The 17,836-nt window shown below is 31.8% G+C and carries 20 protein-coding genes and 2 pseudogenes; all 22 read left to right on the forward strand.

Translation table 11 applies throughout. The features are described from left to right. Positions 1-147: 147 nt before the first annotated feature. The 22 genes and pseudogenes from NP781_RS07175 to NP781_RS07280 all read left to right on the forward strand — a co-directional run bounded on the left by NP781_RS07175 (position 148) and on the right by NP781_RS07280 (position 17,719). On the forward strand, positions 148-759 hold the full coding sequence (locus NP781_RS07175; RefSeq protein ID WP_257521860.1) for a hypothetical protein: 612 nt from the start codon (positions 148-150) through the stop codon (positions 757-759). A gap of 357 nt (positions 760-1,116) precedes the next feature. Then, on the forward strand, positions 1,117-1,338 hold the full coding sequence (locus NP781_RS07180; RefSeq protein ID WP_257521861.1) for a hypothetical protein: 222 nt from the start codon (positions 1,117-1,119) through the stop codon (positions 1,336-1,338). A 1-nt stretch (position 1,339) separates the two neighbouring features. Next, positions 1,340-1,687: a hypothetical protein gene (locus NP781_RS07185; RefSeq protein ID WP_257521862.1), complete on the forward strand. Its 348-nt coding sequence runs from the start codon at positions 1,340-1,342 to the stop codon at positions 1,685-1,687. A 10-nt stretch (positions 1,688-1,697) separates the two neighbouring features. Continuing rightward, positions 1,698-3,290, forward strand: coding sequence for a M26 family metallopeptidase (locus NP781_RS07190; RefSeq protein ID WP_257521863.1), 1,593 nt, complete (start codon positions 1,698-1,700; stop codon positions 3,288-3,290). 14 nt (positions 3,291-3,304) lie between these two features. Next, positions 3,305-3,562: a BhlA/UviB family holin-like peptide gene (locus NP781_RS07195; RefSeq protein ID WP_257521864.1), complete on the forward strand. Its 258-nt coding sequence runs from the start codon at positions 3,305-3,307 to the stop codon at positions 3,560-3,562. A gap of 19 nt (positions 3,563-3,581) precedes the next feature. Beyond that, complete coding sequence (locus tag NP781_RS07200; RefSeq protein ID WP_257521865.1) at positions 3,582-4,070, forward strand: xanthine phosphoribosyltransferase; 489 nt, start codon at positions 3,582-3,584, stop codon at positions 4,068-4,070. A gap of 20 nt (positions 4,071-4,090) precedes the next feature. Further along, a complete protein-coding gene (locus NP781_RS07205; protein WP_257521866.1) occupies positions 4,091-4,969 on the forward strand; it encodes a DUF5309 domain-containing protein in 879 nt (292 codons plus the stop codon). Positions 4,970-5,060: 91 nt separating this feature from the next. Continuing rightward, positions 5,061-5,234 (forward strand): helix-turn-helix domain-containing protein, encoded by a 174-nt coding sequence (locus NP781_RS07210; RefSeq protein ID WP_257521867.1) that lies wholly within the window; start codon positions 5,061-5,063, stop codon positions 5,232-5,234. A 169-nt stretch (positions 5,235-5,403) separates the two neighbouring features. Beyond that, positions 5,404-6,117, forward strand: a complete 714-nt coding sequence (locus tag NP781_RS07215; RefSeq protein WP_257521868.1) for a hypothetical protein — start codon at positions 5,404-5,406, stop codon at positions 6,115-6,117. Between the two features lie 77 nt (positions 6,118-6,194). Further along, positions 6,195-7,366, forward strand: a pseudogene (locus NP781_RS07220) (IS256-like element IS256 family transposase). A 230-nt stretch (positions 7,367-7,596) separates the two neighbouring features. Beyond that, a complete protein-coding gene (locus NP781_RS07225) occupies positions 7,597-7,782 on the forward strand; it encodes a hypothetical protein (RefSeq protein WP_257521869.1) in 186 nt (61 codons plus the stop codon). A gap of 71 nt (positions 7,783-7,853) precedes the next feature. Next, positions 7,854-8,930: a hypothetical protein gene (locus tag NP781_RS07230; protein ID WP_257521870.1), complete on the forward strand. Its 1,077-nt coding sequence runs from the start codon at positions 7,854-7,856 to the stop codon at positions 8,928-8,930. Positions 8,931-8,957: 27 nt separating this feature from the next. Continuing rightward, positions 8,958-9,341 carry a hypothetical protein gene (locus NP781_RS07235; protein WP_257521871.1) on the forward strand — a complete coding sequence of 128 codons (384 nt, stop codon included), beginning with the start codon at positions 8,958-8,960 and terminating at the stop codon, positions 9,339-9,341. Positions 9,342-9,344: 3 nt separating this feature from the next. Then, complete coding sequence (locus NP781_RS07240) at positions 9,345-10,925, forward strand: terminase large subunit domain-containing protein (protein WP_257521872.1); 1,581 nt, start codon at positions 9,345-9,347, stop codon at positions 10,923-10,925. A gap of 48 nt (positions 10,926-10,973) precedes the next feature. Further along, complete coding sequence (locus tag NP781_RS07245) at positions 10,974-11,429, forward strand: hypothetical protein (RefSeq protein WP_257521873.1); 456 nt, start codon at positions 10,974-10,976, stop codon at positions 11,427-11,429. A 60-nt stretch (positions 11,430-11,489) separates the two neighbouring features. Further along, a complete protein-coding gene (locus NP781_RS07250) occupies positions 11,490-12,815 on the forward strand; it encodes a phage portal protein (RefSeq protein WP_257521874.1) in 1,326 nt (441 codons plus the stop codon). A 587-nt stretch (positions 12,816-13,402) separates the two neighbouring features. Next, entirely contained in the window at positions 13,403-14,170 is a 768-nt protein-coding gene (locus NP781_RS07255; RefSeq protein WP_257521875.1) for a glutathionylspermidine synthase, read from the forward strand. A gap of 22 nt (positions 14,171-14,192) precedes the next feature. Continuing rightward, on the forward strand, positions 14,193-15,200 hold the full coding sequence (locus NP781_RS07260) for a hypothetical protein (protein WP_257521876.1): 1,008 nt from the start codon (positions 14,193-14,195) through the stop codon (positions 15,198-15,200). A gap of 119 nt (positions 15,201-15,319) precedes the next feature. Further along, positions 15,320-15,586: a hypothetical protein gene (locus NP781_RS07265; RefSeq protein ID WP_257521877.1), complete on the forward strand. Its 267-nt coding sequence runs from the start codon at positions 15,320-15,322 to the stop codon at positions 15,584-15,586. Positions 15,587-15,836: 250 nt separating this feature from the next. Further along, a complete protein-coding gene (locus NP781_RS07270; RefSeq protein WP_257521878.1) occupies positions 15,837-15,959 on the forward strand; it encodes a hypothetical protein in 123 nt (40 codons plus the stop codon). Between the two features lie 62 nt (positions 15,960-16,021). Next, complete coding sequence (locus tag NP781_RS07275; protein ID WP_257521879.1) at positions 16,022-16,189, forward strand: hypothetical protein; 168 nt, start codon at positions 16,022-16,024, stop codon at positions 16,187-16,189. A 169-nt stretch (positions 16,190-16,358) separates the two neighbouring features. After that, positions 16,359-17,719: pseudogene (locus NP781_RS07280) on the forward strand (PepSY-associated TM helix domain-containing protein). The last annotated feature ends 117 nt before the right edge of the window (positions 17,720-17,836 follow it).

The following is a 17,836-nucleotide window of genomic DNA, read 5'->3' on the forward strand; positions in this document are numbered from 1 at the left end:
TACGTTCGGTTGGGCTTCGCCCGTCTTTTACAAGTAATTGTATAAAAATAACAATAAAAATAAAGTATTCCTAATAAAAGAGAATAATGGTACTTTAATAATAGGTAAACAATATAAAACCTCTAAAGAAATGGAGAAGAATAACTAATGTATAAAGTTAAAAAGATATTAAGTGTTTTGACGTTTGTCTTTTTGTTAACTGTAACAGTGAGTATTTTAGAAGGTTGTAGTGACTCTAATAATAAAAAGGATTCTAAAAGTGTAGATGATAAAGAAACTGAAAGTATTGAGGTATCAAATAACAGTAATACGGACGATATAGAAGTTGAAACATCAAGCAATAATTTTAATGTCGATGTAAATAGTGAAGATTATATAAATAAATATGCTAAGTATATGTCGGAGGTTTCAGATAATATTTCTTTAGGTACTGAAATAATTGGAAGATTAAGTACAAGCGCAAATTCTGACCCTAGTAGTGTTAAGGATGGAGAATTTTTATCTACAATGAAAGAATTAGTAGTAGCAATGGAAACGAATTTTAATAATTTACAATCTTTAACGCCTCCAGATATTTTTAAGGATTACCATGCTGTAATGTTGGGTTCTATAGAAGAATATAGAAATGGTTCTAAATTGTTTGAACAAGGTATCATAGAAGGTAAAACTGAGTTGATTGATGAATCTTTAGCACATCTAGAAGTTGCAGTAGAACTATATAAACAAGCCAATGTAGAATTGACTAAAATTAAGCAGTAGAGTTAATAAAAAAAGCAGTTCAAATAACTGGTTGTCTAAGTATGTAGGACTAAAGAACGATTTTTTACTTTTCGGCTCAAAAAGTGACACAAAAACCCTTCAAAAGCCACTAATAGATAGAGGGTATTTTTTTTAGAGCGACATAATATAATGACAAAGGAAATTGTAGGACTAAAGAATGATTTTTCGTTTTATACATTAAAAAGCGGTACAAAATCGTCTAGTTAAGCACTAATATATGAGGGGTATTATTTACTTTAATATTGTACTCAAATAATTAAATATATTTTTATTTCTAAAAGAGTGTTTAACCAACACTCTTTTTCTTTTGAAATTTTTAGCGAAAGGTGATTGTAAATGAAAGACATGGCACTCGATAACACCTTTACAGTTGAAGGTATGGGCAGTGTAAAAGAAGACGGATTTGAATTAGTTTTAGCAGAGAATAAACGAATTTTAAATCGAGTAAATGAACGATTAGAGCGTATAGACCTTAGACAAGAAAAAATTGAAGTTTTATATAAAGAACTTGAGGGTCTGCTTATATTTTCGGAATGGAAAGAGAAAGGAATGAAGTGAGATGGCGGAATTTAGTAATGCAGGGTATCACAAAATTAGAGATTATATTAAAGCAACTTGGAACTACATTGAATTACAAGATGAAACAGGTACTGCAATCATACGTTTAGGTATTGATGATAGTAGAGTTACTTGGATACATACAGAAAACACAAATCCATTAAAAATACAAATTAAAATTAAAGGTTCAGAAATTTCCTTACCTAAAAGATTTGCAAAATCAGCAATCTTTGATGTTGCAAGTGGAGGTACGGCATTAGCAGTATCGGATTTCGAAACCACAACATTAACACAAGAAATAGATGAATTAACAGTTGAACATTCATTAGAAGTACCGAATGTACAGTAGGTGATTGTAAATGGCACTTATTGGAGCAGGTACAGAAACAAATCCATATGAAATCCATAATGTTAATGACATTGTAGAAATCTACTCATATAAAGGTGAAGGCGTCTATTTTAAGTTAATGAATGATATTTCATTACCCTTTAATGATTCAAGATTCCCCATTGCATCATTTACTGGCGTGTTAGATGGAAATGGTAAAAGAATTTCTGGTCTATATGTAAATAAGTCAACAACAATAGGTGTTGGCTTATTTGGTCATATCTCGAATGCAACAATTAAAAACATCGAAATCAGTAATTTCAATGTTATGGGTGAAGCGAAGGTTGGTGCATTGGCAGGTGAATCATTCACAAACTGTTTGATTGAAAATGTTTTTACATCTGGAACAATATCTTCACAAACATATGCGCCAACTGGAACATCTTCAAAATGGTCATATGCAGGTGGATTAATTGGCTTCGCAAATAATCCTGTAACTTATAGAAATGTAGGCATAAGAAGAGTTGTTGTTAAAGCGTATAGTTATGTTGGCGTATACCAAGGTTATGGTAACAATTCGATATTTGAACAATGTTATTCCTATCCATTAGCAGGAAATATGTACGCTAAAACAGGTGGTTATGGCGCATTTACAGCAAGGCAAAATACAGCAGACGTAAGAAAAAGTTATTATTTAGATTCTGTTGCTTCTAGTCAAGGTGGCATTCTAATCACAGATACTCAGATAAAAGACCAATCTCAATTGTTATTGTTTGATTTTAACAAGAATTGGGTTATTGATTCCTCTATGAATGATGGTTATCCAATACCAAAATCATTTATAGCAAATGCCATAAAACACACTGTTAAGGTCAATTCATATACAAGTAGGATGAATAATTCAGCGTGGGTCAATTTGATTCATCCAATTGAAAAAGCGATACAAGTTGGCTCACATGCAACCCCATGTGGGTCTATTGCTTTTGCAGAATTTATAAGTGGAGTAAGAGCAGAAATTAATACTACTTCGAGTATGAAAAATCTAGATTCATATTCATACAGAATGCAAATTATCAAATCAATTGATAGTGTCGTTTCTTATATGAATAAACTTACAGGACAAGCAATTGTCTACACAAATATTAAACCAACTGAATTAGATACTCTAACGCAACTATTTGAAAATGCTAACGATGTTGATTTTATTCCTTATTTTACCAATGATTTAAATATGAAAGAAAATAGCAATGCCGTTTCAACATTTAAAGGTGAAATTTCTTCTCATCAATTAAACACAAAAACGGAGGTGAATATTGTGGCTTACATAGGTGACACAGTTAGATTAAAAGTTAATTTCAAAACTTTTGATGGAACAACAATTGAACCAGAAGATGTTAAATTAAAAATTTATAAACCTACTTTCCAAAATTCATATGAGTTGATTTCAACTATTTCATTATCTTCTAATAATAAGACAGAAAATGAGGGTGAGTATTTGTACGATTACACAATTCCACAAAATCTAATTAATTTTGAAACTAATTTCTTAATTTATGAATTTAGTGGAATGTATAACAACAATTCCACTCTTGCGAGAAGTAAAATCGATATCCGTTTTGTTTAAGGTGGTGAGTTAAAATGTTAGATATTTTATTGATGACAGTTAGCAATATAGATTTTAATTCTATTGGTGAAATGCTAATTAACAACGGTGTCTTTGCTCTTCTTTTTGGATGGCTATTTTATGACACACGAAGCGAAGCGAAAAAACGTGAAGATAGATTGCTTAACCATATTGAAAGACAAGGTGAGGCGTTAGATAAAATCACAGACACTATGGAAAAGATGGATATTCGACTAACTCATATCGAAACCAAGGTAAATAACAAAAAATAAATGAGAGGAGTAAATCGAAATGGAAGAAATCGATGGACAAGAACAAGTAGAAGATGTTGTTAAAGATACTCAACAAACAGATGAGCAAGTTAAAGATGTACATACAGAAGATTCGGAAGACAAACAAGATGTTGTTGAAGAAAAAATTTATACACAAGTAGATATTGATGCACTTCAATCACAGATTGATGAGTTACTTCAATATAAACCAAAGGAACTAACAGAAAATGAAATTAATATTCAACAGAAGTTAGAAGCCATTTGGATAAGAGAGGTTAATCAAACTCTCAAAGAAGAAGGTTTAGAAATTTTTGCTGATTTTATTAAAGCAGAAGTGGATGATACTGATTCATTACATAAACAAATCACAAAATTAAAAGAAACTGTTGGTAAGTTGGAATTATCCAATTCATATCAACCTACCAATCATAAACCTATTGATGCTTATTCAATTGCAAAAAAGAATAAAGACGCAAAATCTATGATTGGTGCAAAATTAAGTTTTTAAAATATTAGGAGGAAGAAAAAATGTTAGATTCTACAAAATTAACAAATCAAGAAAATATTCATCTTACAGATGAAATCGCAGTTGTAAGTCCATTAGCGACTCCGCTAATGACATTACTAATGAGTAAAGGTCAATATGTTGACGGACAAGGTAAAATCCATACTTGGAGAGAAAAAACATTAGATTTCTCTGATGTTTCAGTTGCAGAAGGTAGCGAAGCAACAAACTTCGTAAATGGTATTCGTGCAGAATTACATAATGTTATGGAGATTTTCTTAAAATCAACTTCTGTATCTGGTACAGCACAAGCAACAGGTAAAGTTGGTGACTTATTTGCATCTGAAATCAATGACCGTTTAGCAGAAGTTAAAGTAGCGATTGAAAAACGCCTAATTAATGGTGTGAAAGATGATGGCTCAGTTTCGGGCGTCCGTAAAATGGATGGGCTATTAAAATTTGCTGATGCTTCAAATACTCTCACAGGTGCAACTGCAAATGTGGTTACAGAAGCGGAAGTAAAACAACTTGCTCGTAAGTTATGGGATGCAGGTAATGAAAATGCAGATATTTATGCATTGGTAAATGCTGATATTAAAGAGCAAATTGATGAACTTTATAAAGGGAATTATAACTACCAACACGTAACAAATGAGTTTGGAATTGTTGTATCAAGTATCGTTACAAATTATGGGAAAATTCAATTTGTAGTTGACCGTCATGCTCCTGCCGATAAGATTGTTGCGTTTGACCTTAATGCAGTAAAAGTTGCTTTCTTACGTAAACCAACTTTTGAACAACTTAGCAAAACAGGCGACAATATTAAAGGACAAGTAGTTGCAGAAGCAACACTTGAAGTAGCAAGTAAGAAATCGGTTGCTGTTTATGCTTTAAAAGCGTAACACTGAATAAAATTTGAAATAAGGTGAGAGGATATTCCTCTTACCTTATTTATTTTATTAGATATTTAAAAATTTAAGTGGGGTGTGGTTAATGGATATAAAAGATATGTACATACTACAAAGACGAAAAAAGAAAATAAGATTACGTCAAATAGCAGAGTTTATTGGTTGTAGTCAATCTTTGATTAGCCAATATGAGACAGGTAATTGTGATATGGATAAGGCAAAAGTCGAAAAATATAAAAGTTATATAGATTCTTATTAAAAATAAATGTAAATCAAAGGATGTGAAGATAGTGAAAGATGACTAATCTCTTGTGTTGGTACATAAACACAAGGATATACGAATATTAACATTATTTTTTTCAACACAATCTATAAATATTTTATTAGATGTGTCAGTTTCAAGAGCGAAGTAACACTTTCGCTTTATTATGTTAAAAGATTTTAAAGATAAATTCCCTTCATGGGTATTCGAAGATGGAGATTATACGGTTTGTCTATCGGATGATTTAGATAGTCTAGTTGGTGCGAGTATTCTAAAGCATGTTAAAGGATGGGAAATTAAGCATTTCTATGATTTTCATAATCTTTATTCAATGGATAATGATAATAGAAAAGCAGTAGGTGTAGATATTGCATTAGAGAACGGCATGACGTTCGATAATCACGTAACAAGATTATCAAAGAATGATAGAGTGAATACTTTGTCGGCAAATCCAAATGTAATTGAAAATATTAGCAGAGAAAATTACACAGAAAAATATGCTATGAGTACAACCTTATTAATGTGGTCATTATTTGACTTACCACTTCCTGAAACTGACGAAGGGAAACTATTATTACTAAGTATTGATTCTAGTTATTTAGGACATTATAACGAAAATTTCAAAAGCGTACAAAATGGATGGTTAGAAAAGTTAGGTTTTGAAGAATTGATTGATATTCAAAATACATATACCTTAAAAGATTTTGTGAAAGTAAAAAAGAAGTATAATTCATCATTAAAAATTGGTTTTGATAGAAATGGTGTTCTAATTCCTAAGAAAGATAGAGATGGGAACATAATGAATATAGAAGCAATATCAGAAATATTAAACCTGAAAATAGAACTACCTAAAAACGATAAAGTCCGTATAATTGTGTAAAAGTAAAAAGGCCATATAACAGTCCTTTTACGGTACAATGTTTTTAACGACAAAAACATACCCAGGAGGACTTTTACATGACCCAAGTACATTTTACACTGAAAAGCGAAGAGATTCAAAGCATTATTGAATATTCTGTAAAGGATGACGTTTCTAAAAATATTTTAACAACGGTATTTAATCAACTAATGGAAAATCAACGAACAGAATATATTCAAGCAAAAGAATATGAACGAACAGAAAACCGACAAAGTCAACGAAATGGCTATTATGAGCGCAGCTTTACGACACGTGTAGGCACGCTAGAATTAAAAGTACCCAGAACACGTGATGGCCATTTTTCACCCACAGTGTTTGAACGTTATCAACGAAACGAAAAAGCCCTCATGGCTTCAATGTTGGAAATGTATGTATCAGGCGTTTCAACTCGTAAAGTATCAAAAATTGTGGAAGAACTTTGTGGTAAATCCGTCTCTAAGTCCTTCGTTTCTAGCTTAACAGAACAGCTAGAACCTATGGTTAACGAGTGGCAGAATCGTTTATTATCAGAAAAAAATTATCCTTACTTAATGACCGATGTACTCTATATAAAAGTACGAGAAGAAAATCGAGTACTCTCAAAAAGCTGTCATATAGCGATTGGAATAACCAAAGATGGCGACCGTGAAATTATCGGCTTCATGATTCAAAGTGGCGAAAGCGAAGAGACCTGGACAACATTTTTTGAATACCTAAAAGAACGCGGTTTACAAGGTACGGAACTCGTTATTTCTGATGCGCACAAAGGATTAGTCTCTGCCATTAGAAAATCCTTCACCAACGTAAGTTGGCAAAGATGCCAAGTTCACTTCCTAAGAAATATCTTTACCACCATTCCTAAAAAAATTCAAAATCTTTCAGAGAAGCTGTTAAAGGAATTTTTAAGTTCACAGATATTAACTTAGCGCGTGAGGCTAAAAATCGATTGATTCATGATTATATCGATCAACCAAAATATTCAAAAGCTTGCGCATCATTGGATGATGGATTCGAAGACGCCTTTCAATATACCGTACAAGGAAATTCCCACAATCGACTAAAGAGTACCAATCTAATTGAACGACTGAATCAAGAAGTACGCAGAAGAGAAAAGATTATTCGCATCTTCCCCAATCAAACATCAGCCAATCGCTTAATTGGAGCCGTTCTTATGGACCTACATGATGAATGGATTTATTCTTCAAGAAAATACATCAATTTTGATAAGTAGAAATGGTAAAAACATTGTATAGCATTTTACACAGGAGTCTGGACTTGACTCTAAAAACACTTTTTATTTAAGAAAGTGTTTTTTTAGTACAGAAATAAATCTTTATAAGAATAAATATTTTTCAAAAGAAGAGATTGAAGAGAAGAATGACAATGAGATATTTTCATTAGCATTAACGAATAAACGAAAGATAAGTTTGACTTATAAATTTACCCCGTTAGGAGAAACAAATGATTAAAGAAGAATATTATTTCTGCTACTCAACTAATCTAAGTGAGTATCTAAGAGAAGAAAAAGGAATCGAAGCAATTTGTAACGCATTCCATCACAAGACAAAAAAACGTTTCTGGTTATTTGAGAAAACAGATGAATTAAAAATAGCGTTAGCAGAGTACACAAAAAACAGCAATAACTAGGTCTTAGATAATTTATAAATAGTAATTTAAGCACAAATAGTGCAATTGTAAATGAAAGAAGGAAAATACATATGTTAAAAATGGCTAAAAAAACAAAGGCAAAACTTCCAAACGTGGCGTTTGGTTTCGGTACAAAATTTCATCTTACAGCAGATGAGATAATGGTTTACATTCATATTCAGTTTGCAAAGCAAGTTGGTTTAATAGATTCAGAGGTTACGAGAACAACAGTTGATATGTTGATTGATGATTTAGGTTGGTGGACTTCAAAAGAATCAAGAGATAGAAGTAAAATGGTTAAAATCCTTGAATCTCTTGAAGCAAAAGGTTATATCACCATTGAAAGTACAAGTGAAAAAATGTCAAAAGGTATTCTAACAATCACAATTGTTGCAGAGATGAGAGAAACGAAAGCAGAAGCATCTGTAAAATGGAAAGTTAACTCTTTCAAATTCTTTGGTTACACAGAAATTTATGGAGATGACTATAACCTAGCAGAGAAGGATGGCCAAAAACTAATTGTTGTGGCTTATGTTTTATGGAGAAGCGGAGTAGAAGGTTACAAGATTGCAAACAAAGAATGGGAATTAGTATTAGACGTTACTGACAAAACAGCAAGAGAAATCGTTAACAATACAGCAGTTGTGAAGATTTCTGGTGTGAAGTACAAAGATGAAAATGGTCAAGTTAAGCAAGAGCCGAATACATATATTCCAGAGAAAAAAGTGTCTGTAAAAAGTAAAATGGAACGTACTGACCAGAGGGCAACCAATATGACATATCTTGAAAAGTTTCGTGAAAAGGTGACCGACATTAAATATATGCATGATGATGAAGTGTTAATGGAGTTAAATGATAGCAAGACAAAGTTAACGTGGAAGGGTTACGAAGCGTGGAAAGAAACCGATTGCCCTATCTTGAAAGAAGCAGGTAATAGGAAGTTTGAAATCCTTGAAAAAGCAGGGCAAACGTGGTTAAAGAAAAACCTTGAAAAAGATTATTTAAAAAGAAAACAAAATCATGAACAACAAAAGATGTTGATGGATAAACATCTGGAGTCATTGATGGAATCAATGGATGAGAGTGATTTTACATCATCATATAAGCCAAAAATTAATAATGTAGATAGTCATATCTTCTTTGATTAAGATATGTACTTTATTGGAGGTTAAAAAATGACATTAAAAGAAGCATTAAAGAAAGTTACTAAAGAGAATCGTGCGTACTTTCACTATAAATTTCCAGATACACGATTTGATAAGACCATTGAGCAAAAAACAGAAAAAGAATTTCTAATATCTGTTAATCGAAAAACAATGAATGGATTTTTAGAATGGGAAAAGTCACCAGAATATGCTAATCTGGTGGCTATTTATTTGCAATCAAAAATGATTGATGACATTTATAAAATGTATTCATCTGTTAGAGAGAAAGCCATTACAGGTGATGATAAAGCAATCACAACTTTTTTAAAATTGAATAAAGAAATTAATAATATGGTGAAGGCATCTTCTTCAGTTGCAAATGTAGCAGAAGAAGATGATGGATTGGAGTTGTAATAGATGGTAAAGCAAAAACTTACTACAGCACAGAAGTTAGAGAAGATTCAACAAAATCCTTTTCTTTGGTTGAAAAACTTCGTCAAAATTACAACTAATACAGGTGATTATGTACCATTTACGTTAAACGAACAACAGGAATATTTTATTGATGAAATGATTCGTTTTAACATTATTTCTAAAGCAAGACAAATTGGATTTTCAACCTTATCTTTAGGGTTATGTTTATATTATGCATGTACAAGAGAAAGAACAAACTACATGATTGTATCTTATAAGCAAGAATCCTCAACATTACTCTTTGAAAAATTGAAAGATATGTACAGGAGTTTACCACATGATAAATATAAGTTTCCTAAAGATGTTGAGAACAATAGAGGTAAATTAAAGTTAGATAACGGCTCGTCTATTACACTTGCAACAGCAGGAGGTAAAGATGTTGGTCGTGGCTCAACATTCGAATACATACTGTTGTCAGAATTTGCATTTTACGAAAATCAAGAAAAAATATTGCTATCAGCAGAACAAGCATTGGCAAAATCTAAGACCTCAAAGATAGTTATTGAAACAACCTCAAATGGTTTTAACCACTACCAGAAACTCTTCATGAACGCATATAAAGGAAACTCTAAATATAGAGCATTCTTTTTTCCTTTCTACTCATCTTCATACTCAAAGCAATTCAAGGATGATTATGACGAAGCGGAAGAATGGTACAAAAATAGTAACAAAGGAAAACGCCTTACTAGAGATGAATTAGAGCCAGAAGAGGAAGTTTTAATAAGAGAAGGTGCAACACTAAAACAATTGATGTGGCGTAGATGGAAGTTACTTGATATGAGTATTCAACAGTTTTATCAAGAGTTCCCATCAACTCCAATGGAATCATTCATTAGTAGTGGATTAAGTGTATTTGACCAATCTAAAATAATTGAACGGTTAAGATATATATCTACACCTAAAACCTATTCAGAAATTAAATTACATATTCCAGATACCTTAAGGAGGTTTTTGGGTAAATCACTAATGATTTATCAATTGCCAATTACGGGGGAAAAATATTACGGTGGTGTTGATACTTCTTCAGGTGTAGGTGGCGACTTCTCAACTATTGCATTAATTAATTCAGATGGTGAACAAGTTTTAAGTTTCTATGATAACAAGATACCTGTTTATGAATTTGCTAAATTAATTGATGCCATTGGTAAGTGGTACAACTACGCTTTTTTAGCAGTTGAAAGAAACTCCTACGGAACACCTATTTTAGAACGATTAAGAAAAGAATATAAGTACCTCAATTTATATAAACATAAACGTTTCAATCAACAAACTGGAAAGAAGATGCTTTATCTAGGATGGAACACAGACCAAACAAGCAAAAGCATTATGATTAGTGATTTAAAAGAACAATTTGAATGCGACTTAATTTTGATACATTGTAAAGAAACTTTAGAGCAAATGCAAATTTTCATTGAAAGTAATGGAAAGACAGGTAACAAAAAGGGCGAAGGCAACCACGATGATAATGTAATTGGTCTTGCATTAGCAGTACAAGCAAAAAAAGCGAATAAATGGTATATTTAGAATAAATATTGTATTCCATTTCTATATGGGGAATTGAGGGGAATTGTAATGAAATCCAAAGAAGAAAAAAGTGAAATAAAACTTTCCAAAATTTTAGATAAAATTGGTATGAATAATCCTAATGAGATTATACAGGATGAGACATTTGCCAAATTAGTCGACAATTTCTCTAAGTTACCAAAAGAATCATTAGAAAGTGTGCTGAAAAACATACCGAATTTTCAAGAACTTGCTAAACAGTATATGGAGAATCTAAATATATCATATAATAAAATTGTAGACGATTTAATTGAGGAAAAAAAGATTTTGTATAAAATGTTAGAGAAAGATAATATATCTGATAACCAAAGAGTAGAAATTATGAATGAAATAAGGTCTATTAGAAGAACTATATTAATGAAAGATACAATCTATAATGTACAAAATAATAAGGTTTTTCAACTTGGGGTAGGTGCAATTATTACTATTGCAGGAGCACTTATAGTTAAAGAAAGAAAAAATTAGATACATTTATTCAAAGCATCCTTTACAGGGTGCTTTTTATTTTGGAAAGGAAAATGAAAAGTGAATATACAAGAATATATAAAAATTGTCCATAATGGCAATACAGAATGGTTTATTGATGAAGTAGATAACTTCGTTAATCAGAAACGAATTTTAGATGTGATTCGTAAACGTGAATATTTGGATGGTAAACATGCAATCTTAAATCGTGGAGTAGAAAACTACAATGGAACACCATACGAACCCCGAAAAGTAATTCTTCAATATGGCAAAAAAGTTATTGAGTTAGAAACGACTTATCTATTAAAGAATCCATTAACATTAACAGGTAAAGACGATATAGTATCCGATTTCAAAAATGTTTATAAAAAAGGAAAATACAACAAAGTGGATTTTGATATTCTAAATCATATCGTTAAATATGGAAATGCTTATGAATACATCTTTATGAATAAGTATGGAAATATTCAATCAAAGTTAATTCAACCAGAAAATGCATACCCAATTTACAATGATGAATTAGAAATGATAGCGTTTGTAGAGTATTATACTTCGTTAGAATCGGACTACTACATTGTGTATTATGAAAACAGAGTTGAGAAATATTCAAATGTTGGTAATGGAGAGTTGAAATTAATTTCTACTTTTAAAAATGTTAGTGGCTTACCTATCCACTATCGAAATGATAATGAAATGGATTTAATCTTTGGTAAAAGTGACCTTGATGATTTCATTAATATCATTGATTCAATGGAAGATATTTTATCAAAATTTAGTGATAGTTTTTATAAACATCATAATCCAATTCCTGTTGTAATAGGTCAACAATTAGTTGGTGAAGGACTTAATCCTCATGTAATAGGGGGAGGATTAAATTTAGATGATGGCGCAGATTTTAAGATGGTGAGTAATGAATTAAATCATCAAGCATTTGAAGTAATATATAAGACATTAAAGCAAGAGTTAATTAATATCTCTAGTACGCCTGCTGTTTCCTTAAACAATGCAGATGTCAGTAACTTATCAGAAACATCTATGAAAATTCTTTATCAGTTGGCAGATATGAAAGCAGGCATTAATGAGAAGTATTTACGTGAGGGGTTAGAGCAACGGTTTGAAAAGATTATATTACTTTTAAATCGAATGGGTAAATCATATGATGAAGATACAATTGAGTCATTGGAAATGGTATTCCATTATGCTAGACCGATTAATGAAACAGATGTAATTGAAAACATCGTTAAGTTATATGAGATGGGTGCTATTTCTCTTGAAAGTATTTTGGATATTGCACCATTGGTAAGTGATAGTCAACGTGAGTTAGATAGAATTAACAGACAAACAAGTGAAAGTAACAGTGATGAAGAAGTAATAACAACAGATTAACATAAGGTTGAATTAAATATAAACAAAGTAATAGGAGTATAGGAAAAGGACATTTATAAGAGCAAAAGCGGTAAATTGAAAACGTTGATAAAATAGGTTTTTATCAAGTGAGGGTATATGCTAAACGCAACACACTCTGTTAAGTAATATGTGTATGTGATGTTAAAAGAGTTTTCAAATACTTAAAGTGGTTTGAATTGTTATTTCAATATTGATTACTTGCTTGGTTTCTTGTATAATTCGAGGTAGTTAATAGAAAATTTTAACGCTGAAAAACATAGCATAAATTATTCAACTAGTGAATTTTATTATGATTGAATCTACTTCCGATAACCTGCATTATGTTAACCTAATGAAAATTTAACTAAAGGTGATTCGGTTTTATTAAATGTAATACATAACCTATATTATAGAGATACTTCTAGGAGCAATGATTAATTTCATTGTTCCTTTTTTGTATGTATTTATTAGTGTTTTTAGATGTTTTAACAGTATGAAACTAAATAAAGCCGTTACCCCATCTTTTCTTTATACCCCTTTAGCCAACTGCCCAACACACACCCGAAAATTTTAAAGGAGTACCCATAATGTTTGAAAAGATAGAAACAACTATAAATCTTCCTAAACAATCAATTGCATTTTTAAAGGAAAAGATACTAACGGCATTTCCGCTTCTTAGACCAATTGAAAATAAACGACCATTAATGACAACTCACCAGTACGAAGCAATCTATCCATTTATTGCTCAACATTTATTTGAAAGTATCAAATTATATGATGTCACCGTTGAACACTATACAGATATAGATAACAAGTATCACAAACTAAATGGCTTTACTCTTTTTGATAATGTAACTTGGAAATCATATAATTTCACTTTTACATATGAGGGTATTTGGTTGCTTGATAACCAATCATTAGAAGTACCTAATTACATTCAAGAGTATATTAACAAATTTGTTTGTAACTCATATGAATGTTTAATACATAATAAATCATTAGAAAAGGAGAATCTTACTATGCTAAATATTGAAAGATTACAAATGGAAATCGTAGGATTAGATTTACCACATGAGGAATTAAATATTTATTTGCAAGAAGAAGGGTTAGATAGATATTCGGAATACAATGCTTCTTCGATTGCAAACAAACGTGCAATCTACGCTTCTGCATTGTCTGTACTTAATTCATTAGCAAATCAACCACACCTCATGAAAAACTATAAACAAGATGATATGACAGTGTCAGAGTTTGCTAAACACTTACAAAATCGGATTAATCAATTAGAAATGAAAGTGCGTCAAATGCCAAATTCTGATGCTACACCTACTAATTTTTTTAATCTATTTAATTAAGTTAAGGAAAGGGGGAAATGAGTTGAATCCATACAACTTATTCAAAACTAATAAAGACGATTTCCAGTTTTTATTGGATATTAATAGTTCATTCATTTATGTGAATAGTGAACCAAAACGTGGTTTAGTTACAAATACACGATATATTAATGAGTTTAATGATAAATACATCTCTACAAATTACAATTTGTCTCGTGGAGATATCGTATATTATGAATCGCTTTATTGGATAATAATGACACAAGTAGGCGTACCACGATATGAATCGTATAAAGCATTAATGAGACAAGCAGAACATGATATTATATTTAATTTATCATATACTTCTAATCCTCAAACCAGATATCTTCTTAAATGCCCTGCAATTATTCAACAAACATCTGATTTTAATATGGAATATTCAAGGACAGTAGAAACAATTACAGTTAATTCCGAAATTCATGTATTTATACAAGACAATGTAAAGACAAGAAAAGTCATTGAATTAACGAATAGTATAAATGGAAGAATTGTATTTGGTAGACGTTCGTATGAAATAACAGGTGTTTCTACTGCAAATAAAGGTGTTTTAGATATTACTTGTACTTTAACAACCCAAACAGAAAAAGATGATTATGATAATGAAATCTACAATCCACCTGCAAACTTCGGAGATTATATAGACGATTCGATGTATCATTTACAAGACGGTTCTGATGGTGGCTCTGGTGAGTTACAACTACCAGATGAAAGTATTTCAACTGATGTTGGAACTATAAACGTAGGAAAGTCATTTATGAGTTATGATGTGACTTGGAATGTAGAAGTTAATAAAAATAAATACATAGGTTTTGCAGGTTATCGTTTCAGAGTTTATAAAGAAACGATGTTTGGTGAAGGTACAATGTTAGAAGAACAAATTGTAACTACTGAAAATACTAACATTGCTGAATATGAAAAAGGAGAAAATGGTTTATCTGTTACAATTGAATCCATTTTTTCAGATGGAATAAAATCTGTATTTTTGAAGCCACAAAAAATGTATTTCTAAAGAAATAGATATTATTGAATATAAGTGTTATGTTTCCATCACTGGAAGGTGATGGTGAAAAAATTGTTAACTTCATCCTAAAATCAATATATAATGAAGACATAGGAGGATGAAGTAGATTGAAAGTATCTAATAAAATGAAGGTCAATATTATTGTTTGTCTAATCGGAATTATCTTTATTGGCATCTATACCATAAAGCAATATCAGTACATGACGGAGTGTAATGAACTAAGGGACGAAAATCCTATGTATGACCAGAAGGCGTGTGTCCGTATTCTAAAAGGTGGTAATAACAACGAAGAAATTGATTGGGATGCGAAAGACGCAAAGTTCAAACATGATTTATACAAAGAAGCAGAAAGATTACAAAAAGAAGGATATTAGAGGGTGTTTTGTTTTAAACCGATTTGTCTAATAACTCAAAAGAAACTTTGTTCGGAATGAAGGAAATACATAAATTGATAGGGCTACTCTTAATCGAGTAGTCCTTTTTAATTTGACATTTAATACCGACCACATTACAATAAAATTTAATAATAATCAAGTATTGTGGACACTATTTAGCATACCTTCTATTCAACTATTCGTAGCAATGTTGTTTAAGTTAAACCTACGCGGATAGGGGGTGTTGAGTGTGACTAGAGAATTTCTCCTGCATGCTCATAGTACGATGATTGCTAAAAAGGGTGCTTCTATGTTTACTAGAAAGCTTCTTTCCATCTGGCAATCACCGTATTATGTCGTGTATTTGTCATAGTAGACATCTTTCTGATGAGAGAAAGATGTTTTTTTATGTAAAAAATTAAAGGAGCGGTCCACATGAATCCACAAGTTGTTGAGTACTATGAAAGCTTATTCAAATTTGAAATTATGCTAGAGCCTAAACCTTTAAAGGAGCTTGTCGAACATTATGTTGGGCACGATGCTTCACATGAGCAATCTATTTTAGCAGCGTACGCCAATGTTTTGAAAGAATTAAGAGGATAGAATATGTTTGGCTACTTCGAAAAACGAAGTAGCCATTTTTGTGAGTAAATAACATAATACCAATTGGAATACATTTGTTTGTCATAAAACTGCCTTTAGGACTTCATTCATATTTCACTTTTTATTTATATAATTAATCTGCTATAAATAGAGAGATTGGAGATCAAATATGAAAAATTTGCTTTATTCTAGGTTTTGGCGGTTGCATTTTTTCGCAGCACTTTTTATTACGCCTTTATTGCTGTCTCTCACATTAAGTGGGATTGGTTATTTGTTTTTTACAGATGTAGAAAATCGATTATATGACGATTATTTCTTTGGTGAAAGCCATAAGGAAGAGGTCTTAACAATTGATGAGGCCGTGGAAAAAGCGGAGGCGGCATTTGCAGGATACTCTACTACAAAAGTGATTATGTTGGAGGAGCCTTATAATACGCGTTTAACTTTATCAAATGGCGCTAAACAAAAGTACGTATTTTTAGATGATCACAATCAAATGGTTGGTAGTCAGGATGCCGATTATACATTTTCAAATATTATGAGAAATACGCATAGCTCTCTCTTTATTGGTGGGACCTTTGTCAACTATTTAGTAGAGCTGGCAGCTTGCTGGACGATCTTTTTATTACTGTCAGGTCTTTATATGACATTCAAAGGAAATCTCCTAAAGAAGGGCAAGTCGGAGAATAAGAGGCAAAAAAGTAAGAGATTGCATGCGCTTGTTGGGACAATCATTACGATTCCAATGGTGATGTTCATTTCGACTGGGCTATTATGGTCTGCTTTTCAGGGTTCCATGCTAGCAGATATAGCGTCAGAAAATCCGACTTTTGGGTATCCATTACTCCAACAAAAGCCACCAACATCTGATGTCTCTGAAATTCCGTGGGCCACTCGTCAATTAGAGGCACCGACCTCACAAGAGGAACATGCACAGCATCATGGTGGTGGTGCTGTCCGTTATACGAACGACAGCCAAATCACGATTGCTCAGCTTGAAAAAGAAATCAATTCGATGAACATTGCTAAGCCTTACTCTATCATTTATCCGTCAAACGGTGAGGGCGTCTATACAGTGGCGAAGGCTAGTAATTCTGGTGTAACAGGGCTAGATGTAAAACCTACAGCGGAAGCTACAATGTATTTTGATCAGTATAGTGGCAAGTTTATCGATCAAGTGAATTATGACGATTATGGCCTATTAGCTAAATTCTTTACGTGGGGGATACCATTACATGAGGGGCATTTATTTGGCTGGCCGAATAAGCTTTTAAACTTAGTGGTTTGTTTAGCCTTTTTAGCCGTAATCGTGTGGGGCATTCGCACTTGGATTTTACGTAGAAAAAAGGGGAGCTGTCTGCACCACCGCAAATTTCTCATAAAATATCCATGCCATTCATCATTTTCCTTGTCATATTAGGGATTATGATGCCGCTATTTGGTGCGTCATTAATCGCTGTGGCATTAATTGAATATATCATTTTAGGTTGGCAAACAAAGAAGAAGCTAAGAGCACAAGAAACTAAATAAAGCAAAGATGATACGGCACAGCGGGATTGTGCCGTATCTTTTTTGTTTATTTCATTTATAGGAACGCAATACTATACTGAAGCGATAAAAATGTTTATAGATTTTTCAGCATGATTT

Origin of the sequence: Lysinibacillus sp. FN11 (assembly GCF_024628845.1) — a bacterium.
GTDB lineage: Bacteria > Bacillota > Bacilli > Bacillales_A > Planococcaceae > Lysinibacillus > Lysinibacillus capsici.

What these genes read in the sequence shown, in the direction of transcription:
- NP781_RS07200 (WP_257521865.1), top strand. Translation starts at nt 3,582, where the DNA reads ATGGAAGAAATCGATGGACAAGAACAAGTAGAAGATGTTGTTAAAGAT.
- NP781_RS07210 (WP_257521867.1), top strand. Translation starts at nt 5,061, where the DNA reads ATGGATATAAAAGATATGTACATACTACAAAGACGAAAAAAGAAAATA.
- NP781_RS07190 (WP_257521863.1), top strand. Translation starts at nt 1,698, where the DNA reads ATGGCACTTATTGGAGCAGGTACAGAAACAAATCCATATGAAATCCAT.
- NP781_RS07235 (WP_257521871.1), top strand. Translation starts at nt 8,958, where the DNA reads ATGACATTAAAAGAAGCATTAAAGAAAGTTACTAAAGAGAATCGTGCG.
- NP781_RS07230 (WP_257521870.1), top strand. Translation starts at nt 7,854, where the DNA reads ATGTTAAAAATGGCTAAAAAAACAAAGGCAAAACTTCCAAACGTGGCG.
- NP781_RS07255 (WP_257521875.1), top strand. Translation starts at nt 13,403, where the DNA reads ATGTTTGAAAAGATAGAAACAACTATAAATCTTCCTAAACAATCAATT.
- NP781_RS07180 (WP_257521861.1), top strand. Translation starts at nt 1,117, where the DNA reads ATGAAAGACATGGCACTCGATAACACCTTTACAGTTGAAGGTATGGGC.
- NP781_RS07185 (WP_257521862.1), top strand. Translation starts at nt 1,340, where the DNA reads ATGGCGGAATTTAGTAATGCAGGGTATCACAAAATTAGAGATTATATT.
- NP781_RS07225 (WP_257521869.1), top strand. Translation starts at nt 7,597, where the DNA reads ATGATTAAAGAAGAATATTATTTCTGCTACTCAACTAATCTAAGTGAG.
- NP781_RS07205 (WP_257521866.1), top strand. Translation starts at nt 4,091, where the DNA reads ATGTTAGATTCTACAAAATTAACAAATCAAGAAAATATTCATCTTACA.
- NP781_RS07275 (WP_257521879.1), top strand. Translation starts at nt 16,022, where the DNA reads ATGAATCCACAAGTTGTTGAGTACTATGAAAGCTTATTCAAATTTGAA.
- NP781_RS07195 (WP_257521864.1), top strand. Translation starts at nt 3,305, where the DNA reads ATGTTAGATATTTTATTGATGACAGTTAGCAATATAGATTTTAATTCT.
- NP781_RS07245 (WP_257521873.1), top strand. Translation starts at nt 10,974, where the DNA reads ATGAAATCCAAAGAAGAAAAAAGTGAAATAAAACTTTCCAAAATTTTA.
- NP781_RS07240 (WP_257521872.1), top strand. Translation starts at nt 9,345, where the DNA reads ATGGTAAAGCAAAAACTTACTACAGCACAGAAGTTAGAGAAGATTCAA.
- NP781_RS07175 (WP_257521860.1), top strand. Translation starts at nt 148, where the DNA reads ATGTATAAAGTTAAAAAGATATTAAGTGTTTTGACGTTTGTCTTTTTG.
- NP781_RS07215 (WP_257521868.1), top strand. Translation starts at nt 5,404, where the DNA reads ATGTTAAAAGATTTTAAAGATAAATTCCCTTCATGGGTATTCGAAGAT.